The 18,754-nt window shown below is 74.2% G+C and carries 17 protein-coding genes; 11 read left to right on the top strand and 6 right to left on the bottom strand.

The features are described from left to right. Window positions 1-6 precede the first annotated feature (6 nt). Together trpA and PAI11_RS20445 are read right to left on the bottom strand one after the other, a co-directional pair. Window positions 7-807, bottom strand: a complete 801-nt coding sequence (gene trpA / locus PAI11_RS20450; protein ID WP_007578321.1) for a tryptophan synthase subunit alpha — start codon at window positions 805-807, stop codon at window positions 7-9. Next, entirely contained in the window at window positions 804-1,952 is a 1,149-nt protein-coding gene (locus tag PAI11_RS20445) for a pyridoxal-phosphate dependent enzyme (RefSeq protein WP_007578320.1), read from the bottom strand. Before PAI11_RS20445 ends, trpA begins: the two co-directional genes overlap by 4 nt. Before the next feature lie 165 nt (window positions 1,953-2,117). Between PAI11_RS20445 and aroF the strand changes: the two genes are divergently transcribed. The 8 genes from aroF to PAI11_RS24885 all read left to right on the top strand — a co-directional run bounded on the left by aroF (window position 2,118) and on the right by PAI11_RS24885 (window position 12,289). Further along, window positions 2,118-2,936 (top strand): 3-deoxy-7-phosphoheptulonate synthase, encoded by an 819-nt coding sequence (gene aroF / locus PAI11_RS20440; RefSeq protein ID WP_244406576.1) that lies wholly within the window; start codon window positions 2,118-2,120, stop codon window positions 2,934-2,936. Window positions 2,937-2,940: 4 nt separating this feature from the next. Beyond that, window positions 2,941-4,395, top strand: a complete 1,455-nt coding sequence (locus PAI11_RS20435) for an anthranilate synthase component I family protein (protein ID WP_081488553.1) — start codon at window positions 2,941-2,943, stop codon at window positions 4,393-4,395. Next, window positions 4,392-4,970 (top strand): anthranilate synthase component II, encoded by a 579-nt coding sequence (locus PAI11_RS20430; RefSeq protein ID WP_007578317.1) that lies wholly within the window; start codon window positions 4,392-4,394, stop codon window positions 4,968-4,970. Before PAI11_RS20435 ends, PAI11_RS20430 begins: the two co-directional genes overlap by 4 nt. Next, a complete protein-coding gene (gene trpD, locus PAI11_RS20425; protein ID WP_007578316.1) occupies window positions 4,967-6,007 on the top strand; it encodes an anthranilate phosphoribosyltransferase in 1,041 nt (346 codons plus the stop codon). Before PAI11_RS20430 ends, trpD begins: the two co-directional genes overlap by 4 nt. Next, window positions 6,004-6,786: an indole-3-glycerol phosphate synthase TrpC gene (trpC, locus tag PAI11_RS20420; RefSeq protein ID WP_007578315.1), complete on the top strand. Its 783-nt coding sequence runs from the start codon at window positions 6,004-6,006 to the stop codon at window positions 6,784-6,786. The genes trpD and trpC overlap by 4 nt, the downstream gene beginning before the upstream one ends. Continuing rightward, a complete protein-coding gene (aroC, locus tag PAI11_RS20415) occupies window positions 6,771-7,934 on the top strand; it encodes a chorismate synthase (protein ID WP_007578314.1) in 1,164 nt (387 codons plus the stop codon). The genes trpC and aroC overlap by 16 nt, the downstream gene beginning before the upstream one ends. An 82-nt stretch (window positions 7,935-8,016) precedes the next feature. After that, a complete protein-coding gene (locus PAI11_RS20410) occupies window positions 8,017-11,793 on the top strand; it encodes a hypothetical protein (RefSeq protein ID WP_007578313.1) in 3,777 nt (1,258 codons plus the stop codon). Between the two features lie 100 nt (window positions 11,794-11,893). Continuing rightward, entirely contained in the window at window positions 11,894-12,289 is a 396-nt protein-coding gene (locus PAI11_RS24885) for an RNA polymerase sigma factor (protein WP_007578312.1), read from the top strand. Between the two features lie 569 nt (window positions 12,290-12,858). On the opposite strand, the gene PAI11_RS20395 is transcribed toward PAI11_RS24885, so the two are convergent. Beyond that, on the bottom strand, window positions 12,859-13,146 hold the full coding sequence (locus tag PAI11_RS20395) for a hypothetical protein (RefSeq protein WP_007578310.1): 288 nt from the start codon (window positions 13,144-13,146) through the stop codon (window positions 12,859-12,861). Window positions 13,147-13,348: 202 nt separating this feature from the next. Between PAI11_RS20395 and PAI11_RS20390 the strand changes: the two genes are divergently transcribed. Further along, complete coding sequence (locus PAI11_RS20390) at window positions 13,349-13,798, top strand: sigma factor-like helix-turn-helix DNA-binding protein (RefSeq protein ID WP_040601160.1); 450 nt, start codon at window positions 13,349-13,351, stop codon at window positions 13,796-13,798. 94 nt (window positions 13,799-13,892) lie between these two features. Further along, complete coding sequence (locus PAI11_RS20385; protein ID WP_007578308.1) at window positions 13,893-14,129, top strand: hypothetical protein; 237 nt, start codon at window positions 13,893-13,895, stop codon at window positions 14,127-14,129. Here PAI11_RS20385 and PAI11_RS20380 read toward each other — a convergent pair. Then, entirely contained in the window at window positions 14,108-15,232 is a 1,125-nt protein-coding gene (locus tag PAI11_RS20380) for a tetratricopeptide repeat protein (RefSeq protein ID WP_007578307.1), read from the bottom strand. The genes PAI11_RS20385 and PAI11_RS20380 overlap by 22 nt on opposite strands. A gap of 368 nt (window positions 15,233-15,600) precedes the next feature. Here PAI11_RS20380 and PAI11_RS20370 point away from each other — a divergent pair, with 368 nt between their 5' ends. Then, window positions 15,601-16,563, top strand: a complete 963-nt coding sequence (locus PAI11_RS20370) for a hypothetical protein (RefSeq protein WP_007578305.1) — start codon at window positions 15,601-15,603, stop codon at window positions 16,561-16,563. 89 nt (window positions 16,564-16,652) lie between these two features. Here the strand turns inward: PAI11_RS20370 and PAI11_RS20365 are convergent, their stop codons facing one another. Both PAI11_RS20365 and PAI11_RS20360 read right to left on the bottom strand, forming a co-directional pair. Next, a complete protein-coding gene (locus PAI11_RS20365) occupies window positions 16,653-17,480 on the bottom strand; it encodes an aldo/keto reductase (RefSeq protein WP_040601156.1) in 828 nt (275 codons plus the stop codon). A gap of 43 nt (window positions 17,481-17,523) precedes the next feature. Next, a complete protein-coding gene (locus PAI11_RS20360) occupies window positions 17,524-18,714 on the bottom strand; it encodes an MFS transporter (protein WP_007578303.1) in 1,191 nt (396 codons plus the stop codon). Window positions 18,715-18,754 lie beyond the last annotated feature (40 nt).

Below are 18,754 nucleotides of genomic sequence, written 5' to 3'. Positions count from 1 at the left end.
TCGCGCTCAGCCGGCCGGGGCGACGGCCAGGCCGGCGACCAGGTCCCGCGTCGTCGCGGCGACGGCCGCGACCGGGTCGTCGTGCTCCTGGATGGCCCGCACCACGCGGCTGCCGACGATCACCCCGTCGGCCCCCGCGTCGGCGACGGCGCGGACGTGCTCGCGCGTCGACACCCCGAACCCGACCGCGATCGGCAACTCGGTCATCTCGCGGACGCGGGCGACGGTCGGTGCCGTCGAGTCGGGCATCGCGCCGCGCTCGCCGGTGACGCCGCCCGCTTGCGCGACGTAGACGAAGCCGCCGGCGGTGGCGCAGGCGGCGTGGAGGCGCCCCGGGGGCGTCGACCCGGCGACGATCGGCACCCAGCCGATCCCGTAGCGCCGACAGGCGTTCTGAACCTCGCGGGCGGCGTCGACCGGGAGGTCGGCCACGATCAGGCCGCAGGCCCCGGCCCGCCGCAGCGCGGCGACGAAGCGCTCCGGGCCGCGGGCGTAGACCGCGCTCGCGTAGCACATGACGACCACCGGGACGGCGGCCGAGACGACCGCCACCGCGTCCAGGATCCCGTCGACCGACGCGCCGCGATGGAGCGCCGCGCGTCCCGCCGACTCGATCGCGGGGCCGTCGGCGGTCGGGTCGCGCGAGGGCAGGCCGATTTCGACGAACGCCGCGCCGGCGGCGGCCGAGGCAGCGGCCGCCGCGCCGCTCAGCTCGACCGTCGGGAAGCCCCCGACCACGAAGGTGCCGAGCGCGGCGCGTCCCGGCGCGCCGTGGATCGCGGCCGCCAGCCGCTCCGCGCCGCTCATGAGGCCGCCGCGATCAGGGCCAGGTCCTTCTCTCCCCGCCCGGAGAGGCAGATCACCGTCAGCGCCGACGGGTGGTCGGCGACCCAGGCCAGGGCGTGGGCCGCCTCGATCGCGGGCAGGATCCCCTCGCAGCGCGCGAACGCCCGGTAGGCGGCGAGGGCGCGATGGTCGTCGATCGCCACGTAGTGCGCCCGGCCGCTGTCGCGCAGCCGGCCGTGTTGCGGCCCCGCCCCCGGGTAGCGCAGGCCCTCGGCGATCGAGCGTCGCGGCACCGCGTGGCCGTCGCGGTCGCGGATCAGCGGGATCCGCGCCCCGTGGAGGATGCCGCCGCGCGCTCCGGTGGTCAGCGGTGCCGTCCAGACGTCGCCGGCCTCGACGCCGACCAGCTCGACGTCGTCGTCGAGGAACGCCGAGAAGATGCCCCAGGCGTTGGCGCCACCCCCGACGCAGGCCACGATCCTGGCCGGGCGTCGCCCGTCGGTCCGCAACTGCTCCCGGGTCTCGTCGCCGATCACCGACTGGAGATCCCCCACGATCGACGGCAGCGGCGCCGGCCCGACGCACGAACCGGGCAGGAAGTACGAGCCCTCTGTGTCAGCCATCCAGTCGCGCATCGCCTGGGCGAAGGCGCTGCGGACCCCGTCGTCGGGACCGGCGACCGGGCGCACGTCGGCGCCGAGCAGCCGCATCTGGTCGACCGCGACCCGCGACGGGGCCCGCGCCACGTGGATCGTGCAGGCGAGGCCGAGCTTGGCGGCGGCGGTCGCCGTCGCGATGCCGTGCTGCCCCGAGCCGGTCTCCGCGATCAGCCGGCGGAAGCCGAGGCGGCGGGCGAACAGGGCCTGGCCGAGCGTGTTGGTGATCTTGTGCCCACCGGTGTGGAGGAGGTCCTCGCGCTTGAGCAGGACCGGGTGGCCGGCGAGCTCGCTGAAGCGGTCGGCCGGCTGGAGCGGGGTCGGTCGCCCGGCGTAGCGCGCCAGCAGGGCGGCCAGCTCGGCACGGAAGGCGCGGTCCTCGCGCGCGGCGCGCCACTCGTGCTCCAGCCGGTCGAGCGCCGGCACCAGCGGCTCGGGGACGAAGCGTCCGCCGAGCGGTGGTGCGGGCCGCGGCGCCGGTGGCGCCTCGGGGGCAGTGCAGGTCGTCATCGCGTTTCCGTCGTCGGGGTAAGGCCGATGGTCCCTGTGCCGTCTTCGACTTCAACCAACGGCGGCAGGGGCCGCACCATCAGCGACGAGGAAGCGGAGCGAGAACTTATGACCACGCACGGGGCCACGGCCCAGGATCAGCTGCATCCCCACCATCGGCTCTCGGTGAGGAACGGCCACGACAGCGTCTTTCGGATCGGCGGGCGTCAGGTCGGCGGCGAGGCGTTCACCCTGATCGCCGGTCCATGCACGATCGAGTCCGCCGAGCAGGTGCGCGAGACCGCGCTGGCGGTCGACGCGGCTGGCGCGACGATGTTCCGAGCGGGCGCGTACAAGCCGCGGACGTCGCCCTATGCCTTCCAGGGCCTCGGGGTGGCCGGGCTCCAGATGCTGGCCGAGGTTCGCAGCGAGCTCGGGATCCCGGTCGTGACCGAGGTGATGGACGCGCGCCACGTCGAGACCGTCCGCGAGTACGCCGACGTGATCCAGATCGGCGCGCGCAACATGCAGAACTACACGCTGCTGGCCGAGCTCGGCCGCAGCGACGTGCCGGTCCTGCTCAAGCGCGGGCAGGCCTCGACGATCGACGAGCTGCTGGCCGCCTCGGAGTACGTGCTGGACGGTGGCAACGAACGCGTGCTGCTCTGCGAGCGGGGCATCCGGACGTTCGAGCAGGCCTACCGCTTCACCCTCGACGTGTCGGCGATCCCGGTCCTCAAGGAGCGCACGCACCTGCCGGTGATCGTCGACCCGAGCCACGCCGCCGGACGTCGCGAGTGGGTGACGCCGCTTGCGCTGGCCGCCGCGGCCGCCGGGGCCGACGGCCTGATCGTCGAGGTCCATCCGGAGCCGGAGCTGGCGATCTGCGACGGCCGCCAGTCGCTGCATGTCGACGACTTCGCCGGCTTCGCGGAGGCGGTCGCCCGCGTCGCCGTCGCCGCCGGTCGCCCTGCGACCGCGAACCCCGTCGCGGTCGGGGTCTAGGGCGATGTCGGTGGCGGCGCCCGAACGGGCGATCGAGGTCCAGCCGTCCGTCGGCGCGGTGCGGGAGGCGTCGCGCCGCGGAGAGTGCGCGACGGTCTGGACGACCTTCCTCGACGACGAGCTGACCGCGGCCGCCGCCTACCAGCGGCTGCGTGGGGACGGCCCCTCGTTCCTGCTGGAGCCGGCCGACGGCGAGCAGCCGACCGGGCGCCACGCCTACATCGGGATCCACCCCGCCGAGCTGCTGCGCTGGCGCCTCGGCGACCCGGGCGATCCGTATCGACTGGTGCGAGAGGCCAGCGGGCGGGCGAGCCGCGACGCCGGACCGCCGCTGCCGTTCCGCGGCGGCGCGGTCGGGCTCTTCGGCTACGACCTCGTGCGGGCCGTCGAGCCGCTCGGGCCGCCTCCGCCGGACGAGCTGGGGCTGCCCGACCTGGCGGTGATGGTCACCGACGTCGTCGTCGCGCTCGACGCGGTCGACCGCACGATCACGATCATGGCCACGGTCCGCCCGGAGGAGGACCCGGAGCTGGGGCACGCGGACGCCTGCCGGAGGATCGCCGAGGTCCGTGGGCGGCTGCTCGATCCCGGCGCCGGCCCCAGCGGGCCGCCGCGGGTGGCGGCCGGGATGTTCCGGGACGGCGTCGCGCCGGGGCGCTACGACGAGATGGTCGAGCGCTGCACCCGCTACATCGAGGCCGGGGACGCGTTCCAGGTGGTGCCATCGCAGCGCTGGTCGGCCCCGCTGGAGGGGGACCCGTTCGACGTCCACCGCGCGCTGCGGTCGGTCAACCCCGCGCCCTACCTGTTCTTCCTCGACTTCGAGGACTTCCAGCTCTCCGGGGCCAGCCCCGAGCCGCTGCTGCAGGTCCGCGACGGCGTCGCGACGACCTCGCCGATCGCCGGCACCCGTGCCCGCGGCGCGGACCCCGTGGCGGATCTGCTGCAGGAGGCCGAGCTGCTGGCCGACGAGAAGGAGCGGGCCGAGCACACGATGCTCGTCGACCTCGGCCGCAACGACCTCGGCCGGGTCTGCGAGCCGGGCAGCGTGCGGGTCGATCGCCTGATGGACGTGGTCCGCTGCTCGCACGTGATGCACGTCGTCTCGCGCGTGAGCGGGACCCTGTCCAAGGGCGTCCACGCGATCGACGCGCTGCGCAGCACGCTCCCCGCCGGCACTCTCAGCGGCGCGCCGAAGGTCAGGGCGATGCAGATCATCGACGAGCTGGAGCCGGTCAAGCGCGGGCCCTACGGCGGCGCGGTCGGCTGGCTCGGCCACGACGGCAATCTCGACACGGCGATCGTGATCCGGACGGCGGTCGTCCGCGACGGCCGGATCCACGTCCAGGCGGGAGCCGGCGTCGTCGCCGACTCGATCCCGTGGCGGGAGCGCCGCGAGACCGTCGACAAGGCGCGCGCCGTCGTCCGCGCCGTGGAACTGGCGGGCGGTGCCGCATGACCCGCGTGCTGATGGTCGACAACTACGACTCGTTCACCTACAACCTGGTCCAGTACCTGGCCGAGCTGGGGTGCGAGGTCGACGTCGTCCGCAACGACGCGGCGACCACGGGCGAGCTGCTCGCCCGCGGCTACGACCGGGCCGTCATCTCGCCGGGGCCGTGCACGCCCGATCAGGCGGGCATCAGCGTCGAGGTCGCCCGGGCCTTCCCCGAGGCGGGGATCCCGCTGCTGGGCGTCTGCCTGGGCCACCAGTCGATCGCCCAGGCCTACGGCGGACGGGTGGTGCGTCACGTCCCCGCCCACGGCAAGGCGTCCACGATCGACCACGACGGACGCTCCCTGTTCGGGGGACTGCCGAGCCCGGTCGACGTCGGGCGCTACCACTCGCTGGTCGTCGACGCCGCTCTGCCGCCGTGCCTGGAGTGCAGTGCCGACGTGACGCTCGACGGGGTCCGCGTCGTGATGGCGATCCGCCACCGCGCGCTGCCGGTCGAGGGCGTCCAGTTCCACCCCGAGTCGATCCTGACCGAGCACGGCAAGCGCCTGCTCGAGAACTTCCTGGAGGCAGCATGAGCAGTCGTGGCGATCTGCGCGAGGTCCTCGGACGGCTCGCGCGGCAGGAGCAGCTGACCGCCGGCGAGGCCGGAGCCGCGGTGCGCGTGATCATGTCGGGACGGGCCGCGCCCGAGCAGACGGCCGGCTTCCTGATGGCCCTGCGGGGGCGTGGCGAGACCGTCGACGAGGTCGTCGGCGTCGCTCGCGCGATGCGGGAGCTGGCGACGCCGGTGCACCTGGACGACCCGGACGGCCTCGTCGACACCGCCGGGACCGGCGGCGGCCGCTCGACGTTCAACGTGTCGACGCTGGCGGCGCTGATCGCGGCCGGCGCCGGCTGCCGCGTGGCGAAGCACGGCAATCGGTCGAGCACCAGCCGCTCCGGATCGGCGGACGTCCTGCGTGCGCTCGGCGTCGAGGTCGGCCTGTCGCCGGACGGCGTCGCGGCGTCGATCGACGCGACCGGCTTCGGCTTCATGTTCGCTCCCGCCCACCACCCGGCGATGCGCCACGTGGTGCCGGTCCGCCGTGCGCTCGGGGTCCAGACGATCTTCAACCTGGTCGGCCCGCTGACGAACCCGGCCGGCGTGCGACGGCAGGTGATCGGCGTGTCGGACGCCGGCTGCGTCGATCTGGTGGCGCGGGCCGTGGCCCGGCTGGGGGCGCTGCACGCGCTCGTGGTCCGCGGCGAGGACGGCGCCGACGAGCTGAGCCTCGAGGGCGCGTCGCGGGCGATCGAGATCGTCGACGGGGCGATCGTCCGCGACGGGACCCTGGTGCCCGAGGACTTCGGCCTGACCCGCCGGCCGATCGACGACGTCGCCGGCGGCGAGCCGGGAGAGAACGCCGACGTCCTGCGGCGCGTGCTGGCCGGTGCCCCCGGCAACGCGCGCGACGTCGCGGTCCTCAACGCCGCGGCCACGATCCACGTCAGCGGGCGCTCGTCGTCGCTGACCGAGGCGGGGGCGATGGCTCGCGAGTCGCTCGACAGCGGGGCGGCCGCGGCGGTCCTGGAGCGCGTCGTGGCGCGTACGCGGGCGGGGGTGGCGGCATGAGCGTCCTCGACCGGATCATCCGCACGACGACCGCCGACCTGGGGGCGCGGATGGTGCGGATCCCGGCGGCGGAGCTGGAGGCCCGGGCGCTGATGGCGCCGCGGCGGCCCTCGTTCGCGGCCGCCCTCTGCGCTCCCGGGCTGTCGGTGATCGCCGAGCACAAGCGGCGCTCGCCGTCGCGTGGGGCGATCCGCGTCGATCTCGAGCTGACCGAGATCGTCCGCGACTACGAGCGGGGCGGGGCGGCCGCGGTCTCGGTGCTGACCGAGGAGCGCCACTTCGGCGGCGCGCTCGACGACCTGACCGAGGCGGCTTGGGTCTGCGGGCTGCCGCTGCTGCGCAAGGACTTCGTCGTCGACCGGTACCAGCTGCTGGAGGCCCGGGCCGCGGGCGCGTCGGCGGTGCTGCTGATCGTGGCCGCGCTGCCGATCCGGCGGCTGGAGGAGCTGCACGGCGCGGCGCTCGACCTCGGCCTGGACGTCCTGGTCGAGGTCCACGACGCGGTCGAGCTGGACGTCGCCCGCAGCATCGGCGCCCGGATCGTCGGGGTCAACAACCGCGACCTGCGCGACTTCTCGATCGACGTCGAGCGCACCTACCGACTGCTCGACGGGATGCCGGCCGGCGCGCTGGTCGTGGCCGAGTCGGGCATCCGCGGGGTCGACGACGCGCGACGGCTGGCCGCGGCCGGCGTCGACGCGGTGCTGGTGGGCGAGGCCCTGATGGCGGCGCCCGATCCGCGGCTCGCGTGCGAGGAGCTGGCGTGCGCCTGCGGATGACGACCGCCGGCGAGTCGCACGGCCCTGGACTGAGCTGCATCGTCGAGGGCCTGCCGGCCGGGCTGCTGCTCGACCGCGAGGCGCTCGACGAGGACATGGCCCGCCGTCAGCTCGGCCACGGGCGCGGCGGTCGGATGCGGATCGAGCGCGACCGGGTCGAGGTGACCGCCGGCGTCCGCCACGGGCGCACGCTGGGATCGCCGGTGGCGCTGCAGGTGGCCAACCGCGACCACGGCAACTGGGCCGAGCGGATGAGTCCCTGGCCGGTCGACGCCGAGATCCCCGAGGTCCACCTGCCGCGTCCGGGCCACGCCGACCTGGCCGGGCTGCTCAAGTACGGCCATCGCGACGTCCGCGACGTGCTCGAACGCGCGAGCGCGCGGGAGACGGCGGCACGAGTCGCCGGTGGCGCCGTCGCCAAGGCGCTGCTGCGAGCGCTCGACGTCGAGGTCCGCTCGCACGTGACCCGGATCGGGGACGTGGCGACCGACGTGCGTCCGCGCGAGCTGGCGGCCTTCGCCGCGGTCGACGAGAGCCCGGTCCGCTGCCTCGACCCGGAGGCGGCGGCGGCGATGGTCGATCACATCACCCGTCAGCGCAAGGCCAACGAGTCGATCGGGGGCGTCTGGGAGGTCGTGGTGCTGGGCCTGCCGGTCGGCCTCGGCTCCCACGTCAGCTGGGAGGAGCGGCTCGACGGCCGGCTGGCGGCGGCCGTCTGCTCGATCCAGGCGTGCAAGGGCGTCGAGTTCGGGGACGGCTTCGCGCTGGCGGCGCGCCCGGGATCGGCGGCCCACGACGAGATCTTCCCGGGACTGGTGCGCCACACGAACCACGCGGGTGGCCTGGAGGGTGGGATGACGACCGGCGAGCCGCTCGTGATCCGAGGCGCGATGAAGCCGATCCCGACCCTGACCCGTCCGCTGCGATCGGTCGACCTCGGGACCGGCGAGGCCGCGGCCGCGCTGCGGGAGCGGACCGACTCCTGCGTCGTCCCGGCGGCGGCCGTCGTCGGCGAGGCGATGATCGCGCTGGTGCTCGCCGATGCCGTGCTGCGCAAGTTCGGCGGCGACCACCTGGACGACGTGCGGGCGGCGCTAGCGGCCTACCGCGAGCGCTGCGCCGCGCTGGTCCCGGTCGCCGCGGCGTAAGCCGGAACCGGTCCAACCAGTCTCACTCCACGGGAGCGCCGTCAGGGAGGGCGGCGCCCCGTTCATCGGAGGAGAGAGAACCGTGAGAACGATCGGACGCCTGCTCGTCCTCGGCATCGTGCTGGGGGCAGCGCTGGCCGGACCCGCCAACGAGGCCCGGGCCGGCCTCGTCTGCGAGCTGACACCGCAGCTCTGCAACACCCTCACCTACGAGTACGTGACGACGACCGAGACCGGCGGCCAGCCGATCGTGCGCACCCACAAGGCCCTGATCGACGTGCCGACGCTGATCAACGTCGACGACGACCTGGCGCCGGAGCTGACGGCGACGCTGCTGACGATCTCGGGCACCAGCGCCACCGTCGAGATCAAGCGCAACGGGCTCGGCTGGCAGGACGGCCAGAAGCTGCGGACCAAGGTCGAGGTGCGCCTGCCCTATACCGGCGAGAAGCGGATGGCGTTCGGCTACGACGGCCGGCTCGACACCGCGCCGACGGCCTTCAAGGCCAAGCTGAAGGCGCCGAACGCGACCGACGTCAGCGTCGGCGTGACCCAGGAGGGCGCGGGCGCGAAGACCGCGGTCACCGGGGCGACCTTCACCCCGGTCGGCGACGTGCGCAAGGACCCGACCGAGATCGAGGCGCGCTTCTCGGCGCTGCCCGCGCAGGTCGACCTGAACGCCCAGATGACCGATGCGCCGGTCTTCCAGCTGACCGCCGCCGGCCGTCCGACGCTCGACCTGCGGGTCGACAGCACCGCCGGGGCGGAGGCCCAGCGGATCAACGCGCACGTCGAGAAGCTGCCGACCTGGACCAAGGTCTCCTACGCGACCGGGGCGGACGACCGCCACGTCGTGTGGGACGCCGCGCAGGTCGCCGCCCGCGGGACCTTCGACTACACCCGCTTCGTCGGCGGCATCGACCGCGAGCACGTCGGGGTCGTCGCCGAGGACGTCCCGCAGAAGCTGCTCGTCGACCAGACCGCCGATCAGCTGGTGGTCGACGGGTCGACCGCGGCGAAGAAGCTGCGGGCCCAGGTCGACGGCGCCCAGCCGATCTTCCAGGCCAACGGCCAGAGCGTCCGCTCGCTCTACGCGTCGCTGACCGGCCCGACGAAGAAGGTGACCGCGCGCTACGTCGGCGGGGCCGAGGGCTACCGGCTGACGCCGGAGGGCGGCACGATCGACGAGGTCGCGCTGCGGCTCTCCGACGAGCGCAAGCCCGCGCCGCTGGGCGGCGGCCAGGGTCCGCTGCCGATCTCCGACGGGCAGGCGATCCCGCGCAGCTTCGTGCGCTACCGCGACCGGCCGAACGAGTTCGACGTCGCCGCGCGCCTGCGGGATGTCCGCGGCGTGGCGCTGCGCACCGACCAGCCGCTGCGCGTGGCGCCGGACGTCGCCACCGCCCAGCCGCTCGACGTCGACCTGAAGTGGTCCGACGCCGCGGGGCCGGTGATCTCCGCCGGGGGCGGCGACGGCCGTACGCCGCGGCCCCTGTACGAGGTCTGGGGCACGGTCGCGCAGCTGCAGCCGAGCACCGTCCTGCAGCTCGACGACCAGGGCGGCGCGCGCGGCATCCAGTACGACGCGGCCGGCACGGTCACCCAGGCCGACCTGCACTTCCGCGGCTTCGACCTGACCGATCGCGCCGACGTGCTCGACGTCGAGGCGGACGCGCTGCCGGGCAAGCTGACCCTGCAGTCCTCGCCCGACGGGACGATCGTCGGCGGCGCCTCGGCGCCGATCGGCGAGGTCCGGATGCGGCTGGTCGACCAGGCCGCCAACGCGATCGCCCCGCCGGCCGGCAAGGACGGCGTGACCTACGTCGACACCCCGGCCAGCTTCGGCGTCGCGGCCCGGATCCGCGGGGTCCGCAGCTTCGAGCTGCGCTCGGGCGACAAGCAGGTGGTGGCCGTCGACAGCGCGGCGGGCAAGCCGTTCGGGGCCCGGGTGACGATGCCGCAGAGCGGGTTGCCCCAGCCCCTGCGGGCCGAGGTCGACCTGTCGAAGCTGCCGCCGAAGGCACGGCTGAGCCTGGAGCCGCGAGCCGGTGGCGGCAAGCTCGTCGGCTGGAGCGCCGACGCCGGCGTGCCGAGCGCGACGATCGCCGTCCGCGACGTGCGGCTGACCGAGCGGGCACGCTACGCGGGCCTGGCCGTGACCGACCTGCCGAAGCAGTTCACGATCGCCACTCGCGACTCGGGCAAGCTCGAGATGACGGCGGCCGACCCCGTCGGCGGCGCGCGCCTGCGCCTGGCCGACAGCGAGGAGCACGCGATCGCGCCGCCGGTCGCGACCGACGGCGCGACCTACGTCGACGAGCAGGCGAAGTTCGCCGTCGCGGTCGCGATCCACGGCCTGCGCAGCTTCGAGGTCGACCCGGGCACCACACAGGTGGTCGCGGCCGACAGCGTCGCCGGCAAGCCGTTCGAGGCGGTCCTGCGGATGCCGCTGAAGGGCGCCGACAAGCCGCTGCGCGGCCGGCTCGTGCTGTCGAAGCTGCCGCCCAAGGCCCGTCTGAGCCTGGCGCCCAACGGCAAGGGCGGCCAGCTGATCCAGTGGTCGGCCGGCGCCCCGATCGCCAACGCGCAGCTGACGGTCCGCGACGTGACGATCACCGACCGGGCCCGCTACGCCGGGCTCGACGTGACCGACGTGCCGAAGGCGTTCACCGTCAAGACCAGCGATCGGATCGAGGTCAGCGCCGCCGACCCGATCGGCCGGATCGAGGCCCGGATGACCGAGAAGGAGAGCCGGCTCGACCAGGCGAACCTGGTCAGCAGCCGGATCCCGGCCAACGAGGACGGCTTCGACTACGTCGAGAAGCCGGAGGAGTTCTACGCGGTCGGCCGGCTGAGCGGTCTGCGCGGGCTCCTCCTCCAGGCGCCGAAGGAGCAGCCCGAGGGCGAGCCGGAGCGCTCGGTCACCGTCGCCAACGTCGACGCGGTCGCCGGACGGCCGTTCGGGGTCGACTTCGAGATGCCGGAGACGGAGCCCGGCGAGTACGAGGCGTCGGGCAAGGACCACTTCTTCCTCAGCGGCCGGCTGGCGAAGCTGCGCCCGAAGACGAAGCTGACGGTCGACGTCGGGGCGAGCGGGGACTACGACGAGCAGCTGGCGGACGTCGAGTACGAGGCGCAGGGCACGTCGCCGGGGCTGACCCTCTCGTCGAACGCGGGCGGAACGAAGAAGCTGACGATGAGCACCGGCGCGCTGCCGGAGAAGCTCCGCGCCTGCTACTCGACCTACCGCTGGTGCGCGACCTCGGACGCGTACCTGATCGACAAGCGGCTGGGCCGCCAGCCGGCGGGCTTCCCGCAGCCGAACGGCACCCGCAACGACTCGGGGTCGATCTTCGTCGACGCGTCCTCGCCGTTCACGGTTCAGGAGCTGACCGTCTGCTACGCAGGCGCGACCTGCACCCTGGCCGACGGCAACGCGCTGGACGGCGTGATCGTCAGCGACCTGGTCGCCCAGAAGCTCGCCGTCGACATGTCGATGGACGACTTCAAGACCGAGAAGAACCGCCTGCGCGGTCACGTCTGGATCGACACCGACGGGCACCCGGTGTTCGGACGGCTGCACATCCGCTACGGCACCGACGACACCAACACGGTCAACCGGCTGAGCTACAAGCTCGACGGGCTGCGGGCGGACGACCGGCTGGCGATGTGGCACACCGGCTCGTGGGGCATCAACGAGGACGCCAACTACAACGACTACTGGGCCACGGGCGCCATCGAGTGCCACGGCGGGTTCATCCTCACCGACGCCGGGAAGCTCGGGAAGGGGAAGCTGAAGGCGGAGCAGGCGACGGAGGTCATCAACCACGCCCTCTGCAAGAACCACCCGGCGCCGTGATCGCGGAGCCGCAGCGGTAGGACCTCGCGGCCGGCGCCCGGACGGGTGCCGGCCGCGCCGCGTCGTGTCACACGTTCGGGCTCCAACCGGAAGAAGAGGCATGACCGACGACCGCACCGACGAGGAGCTCGTCGCGCGCCTGGGCCAGGACCCGGAGGCGCTCGGGGCCCTCTTCGACCGCCATGCGGGCGGCCGGCGGGCGTGGTTGCTGCGGGTCACCGGCGACGCGGCGCTGGCGGAGGACCTGACCGCCGAGACGTTCGTCGTCGCCTGGGGCGCCGGCCGCCGCTTCGGCCGCGGTGCGGGCGCGGCGCTCGCCGAGCTGCCGCACGACCTGCGCGCGGCCCTGCACCTGCGGGTGCTCCAGGACCTGCCCTACGACCAGGTCGCCGTCGAGCTGTCCTGCTCGGTCGCGACCGCCCGCCAACGCGTGTCCCGCGCGCTGCGGCACCTGACCACGAGCCTCGAGGAGGCCCCGCCGTGCCCGACATCGTGAACGACCTCGACCATCTGCGTGAGCGGGTCGTCGCCCACGCCCGCCGTGACCTGACGGCGCGCCGCCACCGCCACCGCCGGCGTCGCGCGGCGCGGATCGCGACCGCCGCCTCCGGGGCGGTCGTGGCGATGGCCTCGACGGCGATCGCCGCCGACCAGCTCGGCGTGATCCACCTGTCGGGGACCGAGGCGCGGCCGCTGGCGGCCGGGGAGCCGCTCCCGCCCTACGCCCGGGACGACGCCTGGCACGAAGTCGCCGACGGGCTCGTCTGCGGCGCCGGGCGCGCGCGGGTGATCCTCCCGGGCCGGCGGACGGACATCCCCGCGACGGTGGTGCCGCCGCCGGAGGCGCGGAAGCGGCTGAGCCCGGAGCTGGCGGGCTGCCGCGAGGCGACGGCCGCCGAGGTGGCGCGGCTGAACCGTGCCGGGGCGGCCGGCACGCTCGGGCGCTTCCGCATCGACGGCGACGACGAGGTGCTGGCCGGGCTGCCGATCGAATGGGGACCGCGACCACGGGCCGGGCCCCGAGCGGCGGCGGTCCGGCACCGAAGGCCCCGGACCGCCGCCACATCAGAAGTTGCAGGTCAGGCCCCCGCCGTAGACCGGCGGGTTGCCCGAGGAGCCAGGCGGCTCGAGGTTGCCGCCGCTGGGCCGGCAGGGGGTGAAGAAGCAGCCGAGGGTCTTGAAGAACTTGCCGTTGTGCTTCGCCTTGCAGGCGGACCACTTCCCGCCGACGACGACGCCCGGCGTCGCGAGCGCGGTGGGCGACGGCGGATCCTGGGCGCTCGCGCCGGTCGCCGGCGCGAGCGAGGCCAGGGCGACGGCGGCGGTGATCGCCAGCGTTCGAGCTGGGGTCATGAACTGCTCCTATCGGTCCTCGGGGACGAGCCTCGCGCGGCCACGCGAGCGTTCTCGGACCCCGAACGACCCGACGGCCGGGAGCGGTGGTTCGTTACGGATCGCCGCCCCGGTCGACGGTCGTCCAGGGCCCGTAAGGGGACGGACACGCAGGAGGGTCTATGGAGGTGTGGCAGGTCGTGAACGGTGGAACGAGCAGCTGATGGCACGGGAGGTCACGGTCGACGAGGCCGCCGCGCTGCTGCCCTGGCCGCAGCGCGAGGCGCTCGCGCTGCTGGCCGACGGAGAGCTGGGCTACTCCGAGATCGCGGGGATCACCGGCGCCAGTCGCGGGTCGGTCGCGCGGACGGTGGTCGCGGCCCGGATCGGGATCGCCGACCGGATGGGCGGAACCCACGTCGCCGACGAGCTCGGCCGCGAATGCTGGGCGGCCGCGATCCAGATCGCCGCCGCGATCGATGGTGAGAGCTGGGCGATCGACGGACGGCTGGCCGCCCACCGCGAGCGCTGTCCGCGCTGCCGGGCGGCTGAGCGCGGGCTCGAGCAGGCGACTCGGGCCTGCGAGGCCTGGCGGCCTGATCCGCCTCGGCCGGGATGGCGCGAGCGGACCCTGCGGCGCTGCGGCGCGGGCGGGATCGGACGGTCGACGTAAGGCGCGATCGCCGCCGGCCGTCCTATCCACGGGTCGCGGCCCGGCGTCGACGACGCGCGGCCGCGGCGCGCAAATCCCGATCGAGGAGAAGCAGATGAAGAGCATCACGGGCCGCAAGGGCCGCTGGGCGGCCGCGGTCGCCGTCACGGTCGCCGCGAGCGCGTTCGCGGGAACGCCGGCCAACGCCGCCGGCGGGTCGATCGGCGGCGTGCAGTGGACCTGCGGGTCGCAGCCGATCGACAGCGGCGTCGACCATCACGGCAAGAAGTGGTCGCAGTACGAGTGTCAGGTCGGCGGCAAGATCCGGATCTACACCAAGTACGAGGACTGATCGCCGGCGCTCGTGGTGGCTCCCGGCCGGGAGCCACCACGACGCTCGACGGCCGAGCCGTCGAGGACCGCCTGGGCGATCGCCCTCGCCGGGTGGCCCGGCGCAGCGGACGCCAGGATCCGAACCGCCGCCGTCGCGCGCGTCCGGGCCTCCCGGTCGTGACCCAGCTCGGCCAGGTGCGCGGCACTGCTGGCCAGCGTGACCGCCACCTCGGGGTGGCTGCCTCCGAGCGCGGCGGACTTCTCGATCAGCGCGTCGTCGAACGCGGCGCGAGCACGCTCGTGGTCACCGCGTCGACGCAGCCCCTCGGCGAGGTTGTGGTGCGCGGCTCCGAGGTCGAGCGGATCGTGGGCGCCGACGGCGGCGAAGGTGTCGATCGCGGCCGTGAGCAGGGCCGCCGCGGCCTCGCAGTCGTCCAGGTCGACGAGGATCGCGGCCAGCGCTGCCTGCTCGACGGCGACGTCGCGGTCGTGCGTCGCGTTGCGGGCCTGCCGGGCGCGCCAGGCGAGGGCGGCCTCGGCGTGGGGCCGGGCGGCCGCGGCCTCGCCGGACGCGTGCTCCAGTCCGGCCAGGTTGTGGTCGAGCGCCGCGCGGGCTTCGCCGCCGAGCTCGCCGGCCTCGCAGGCGGTCTCCGCGATCCGGTAGAGCGCCCGGGCGTCCGCGTGGCGACCGAGCGCCTTGGCGGCCACGCCGCCGGTCATCGCCGCGGCGAACGTGTCGGCCGCGGTCCGAGCGGTGGAGGACGTCGCGAGCAGGTCCTGGATCGCGCCCAACGCGTCGACGTAGGCTCCCCGGTCGATCTGGATCGATGCGCCGGTGACCACCAGCGTGCCGTGGAGCCGCGCACAGTCGGCGGGGACGTCAGCGAGCGCGACCAGCGGCGCAAGGATCTCCAGCGCTCGGCCGATGTGCTCCTGGGCTTCGTCGAGCCGCCCCTGGCACTGCAGGCAGGCGGCGGCCAGCGCTCGCGCGTTGGCGCCGTCGGGGCAGGCCCCGAACCGCTCCGCGCTGCGCGCGGCGAGCACGGCGGCCGCAGCCAGGTCGCCGCGCTCGGCGGCGCTCGTCGCGTCCTGCAGCTGCCGCTGTGCGGACGACTCGTGCATCGCAGGGGGACGGGCCGCGCCGGCGAACCGGCACGGCCCTCGGGATGCGGGCGTTGCGGCCTAGCGGCGGCCCGTGACCTGGTTGTGGTTGAGCCGGAAGGTGGCGACGACGACGGGGGTGGTGAGGACCTGGTTGTGGTTGAGCCGGAAGCCGGCGACGACGACGGGGGTGGTGAGCATCTGCTCGCTCCTGTTGGTTGGGTGGCACCGATCCCGCAGCAGCGGGAGCGTGTTCCGGGAAGACGCACGGGTCCCCGGGCGCCTTACGCGCGGCTCGCGGCTCGGTCGCGTAAGGCTTGGCCACCGTCTGCGGTCCTAGCTGCGTGACTCCACCGAACGAGGACATGATCCGTCGTCGATCCGCCACCGTGGCCCGCGCGCTCCTCGCGCTCGCCGTCGGCTTGGCGGCCCTCGGCGGGCCCACCGACGCTCATGCGGCCATCGTCGACGAGCAGGGGGATCTCTCGGCCGTGGTCGACGCGTTCGAGGACGCGCTGCCGGAGGGCGGCAGCGAGGGCTACGACGTCCCGACCGTCGCCGAGGCCGACACGATGGCCGACGCCTACGCCGCGATCCGCCAGGGCAAGCTGTCACAGGCGGCAACGCTCGCCGCGCCGCTGAAGTACGACGTGGTGAGGTTCCACGACACCGCGGTCGCGCGCGACTACGTGCTGCTGCGCGAGCGACAGAACCCGAACGCCAGCTGGCCGCACGCCTGGGGGCTCTACGTCCATGCGCCGGACGCCGTGCTCTGGGACGCGGTGGTCGAAGCGCCCCACCCGCTCTTCGACACCCACACCTTCGACATCGCAGTCCGGCTGATGCGGGATGCCCGGGCGGCCGATCTGCTGCTCGCGGGGACCCACCGCAACGCCAACGCCGCGACCCTGCCGAGTGGCGACAAGGTCGCGGACGTCGCGCACGCGCCCGGCAGCGTCTTCCAGGCGATCAACCAGGTGGTCGTCGACGCGAACGTGGTCGTGACCCAGCTGCACGGATTCGCCGAGGACCGTCCGGCGGCGTGCAAGGAGGTCGCGGTCTCCGCGGGCGTGTCGACGCCCCACGACGTCGTCACGACGGCCGCGCAGAAGCTGATCGCCCAGGGATTGACGGTCTTCACCTTCAGCGGCACGACCTGCGGGGCGCCGCTGGCCGGGACCGAGAACGTGCAGGGCGACGCGACGCGAGCGGCCGGCGGTCGCTTTCTCCACGTCGAGCTGCGCGAGCACGTTCGCGGCAGCGCGACGTCGCGGGCCAAGGTGGCAGCGGGGATCTCGGGCGCACTGAGCGCCCTGCTGCCGCACTACCCGTTCGTCTTCGTCTGGCCGTAGCCGCGGCGTGGCGATCGGACCGGTCGCTCGCTCCCCACGAGCGAGCGACGCCGATCGCCAAGGCCGAGGACCGCAGCCCCGCGCCCGCCTCAGGCCCCGAACTCGTCCGGGTGCGGCCCGGTCCGGGTGCCGTCGTCGAGCTTCGCGATCGCGGCCATCTGCTCGTCGGAGAGCTCGAAGTCGAAGAGCGCGACGTTGGCGGCGATCCGCTCCGGGGTGACCGACTTGGGGATCACGACGTTGCCCAGCTGGACGTGCCAGCGCAGGACGACCTGGGCCGGCGTGCGGCCGTGGGCCCGGGCGATCGACGTGATCGTCGGGTCGTTCAGGACCGCGCCCTGGGCGAGCGGGCTCCAGGCCTCGGTCACGATCCCGTGCTCGGCGTGGAACGCCCGCAGCTCGGCCTGGGCCAGCCGCGGGTGCAGCTCGATCTGGTTGACCGCCGGCACCACGTCGGAGGACTCGAGGATCTCGCGCAGGTGGTGGGTCTGGAAGTTCGAGACGCCGATCGCGCGGCTGCTGCCCTCGGCCTGGACCTTCTCCAGCGCCTGCCAGGTCTCGACGTAGAGCTGCTTGCCCGGCGCGGGCCAGTGGATCAGGTACAGGTCGACGTAGGTCAGCCCGAGCTTGCCGAGGCTGACGTCGAAGGCCCGCAGCGCCTCCTCGGCGCCCTGGTCGGCGTTCCACAGCTTGGTGGTGACGAACAGCTCCTCGCGCGGGATGCCCGAGGCCTTGATCGCGGCGCCGACGGCGGTCTCGTTGCGGTAGGCGGCGGCGGTGTCGATGCTGCGGTAGCCCGCCTCGAGCGCCGTCAGGACGGCGGCCTCGGTCTCCTCGGCGGGGACCTGGAAGACACCGAAGCCGACCTGGGGGATCGAGGTGCCGCTGTTGAGCGGGATGGTCGGGATCTGGGTCATGGAGTCCATCCTGTCGTCTTTCGTTCGTGGGAGCGGTGCGGCGTCAGGCGGCGTTGGCGAGCTGCGCCTGCGTCGCGGCCGGCGCGGTGCCGGCCCGGCGGTCGAGGTACCCCGACAGCAGCGCCAGCAGCAGCCCGCCGGCGGCGAGCGCGGCGCCGATCCAGTTCGGCGCCGTGTAGCCGAGGCCGCCCGCGATCGCCAGCCCGGAGAGCCAGGCGCCGAGCGCGTTGCCGATGTTGAAGGCCGCGATGTTGGCGGCCGAGGCGAGGGTCTCGGCGCCCTCCGCCTTCTGCATCACGCGGGCCTGGAGCGCGGGCACCGTGGCGAAGCCGGCGGCCCCGAAGAGCACGATCGTGACGATCGACGCGGCCTGCGAGTGGGCGGTGAAGGCGAACGCCGCCAGCACCAGCGCGAGGGCGACGAGGATCCCGTAGATGCTCGGCATCAGCGCCCGGTCGGCCAGCCGCCCGCCGAGGATGTTGCCGCCGACCAGGCCGACCCCGAACAGCACCAGCAGCCAGCTGACGGTCGAGGGGGAGAAGCCGGCCAGCTCGGTCATCATCGGCGAGATGTAGGTGAACGAGGCGAAGACGCCGCCGAAGCCGAGCGCGGTCATCCCGAGCGCCATCCAGACCTGCGGGCGGCGGAAGACGGCCAGCTCGCGCCGCAGGTTGCTGGCCGGGTCGGCGGGCTGGCGGGGGACCAGCGCGACGATCCCGGCGAGGCCGATCGCCCCGAGCGCGCTGACCGCCCAGAAGGTCGAGCGCCAGCCGAGCTCCTGCCCGAGGAACGTCCCGAGCGGGACGCCGAGGACGTTGGCCGCCGTCAGGCCGGTGAACATCAGCGCGATCGCGCTCGCCCGCTTCTGGGGCGCGACCAGGTCGGCGGCGACCACGGCGCCGATCCCGAAGAACGCGCCGTGCGAGAACGCGGCGACGATCCGGGCGCCCATCAGCACCCCGTAGCTGGGCGCCAGCGCCGCCAGCACGTTGCCGGCGATGAACAGCACCATCAGCCACAGCAGGACGGTCTTGCGGGAGATCCTGGTGACCGCCGCGGTCAGCAGCGGCGCGCCGATCGCGACCCCGATCGCGTAGCCCGAGATCAGCAGCCCGGCGGAGGAGATCGAGACGTCGAAGCTGGTGGCGACCTCGGGCAGCAGGCCGACGATCACGAACTCGGTCGTGCCGATGGCGAACGCGCCGAGGGCGAGGGCGAGGAGGGCGAGGGGCATGAGGGGAGACTCCAATGCGTCAGCAATTAGCGGCGTGAGC

Source organism: Patulibacter medicamentivorans, assembly GCF_000240225.1.
In the GTDB taxonomy this organism is placed as follows: domain Bacteria; phylum Actinomycetota; class Thermoleophilia; order Solirubrobacterales; family Solirubrobacteraceae; genus Patulibacter; species Patulibacter medicamentivorans.
This window is presented reverse-complemented; position numbering and strand designations above follow the sequence as displayed.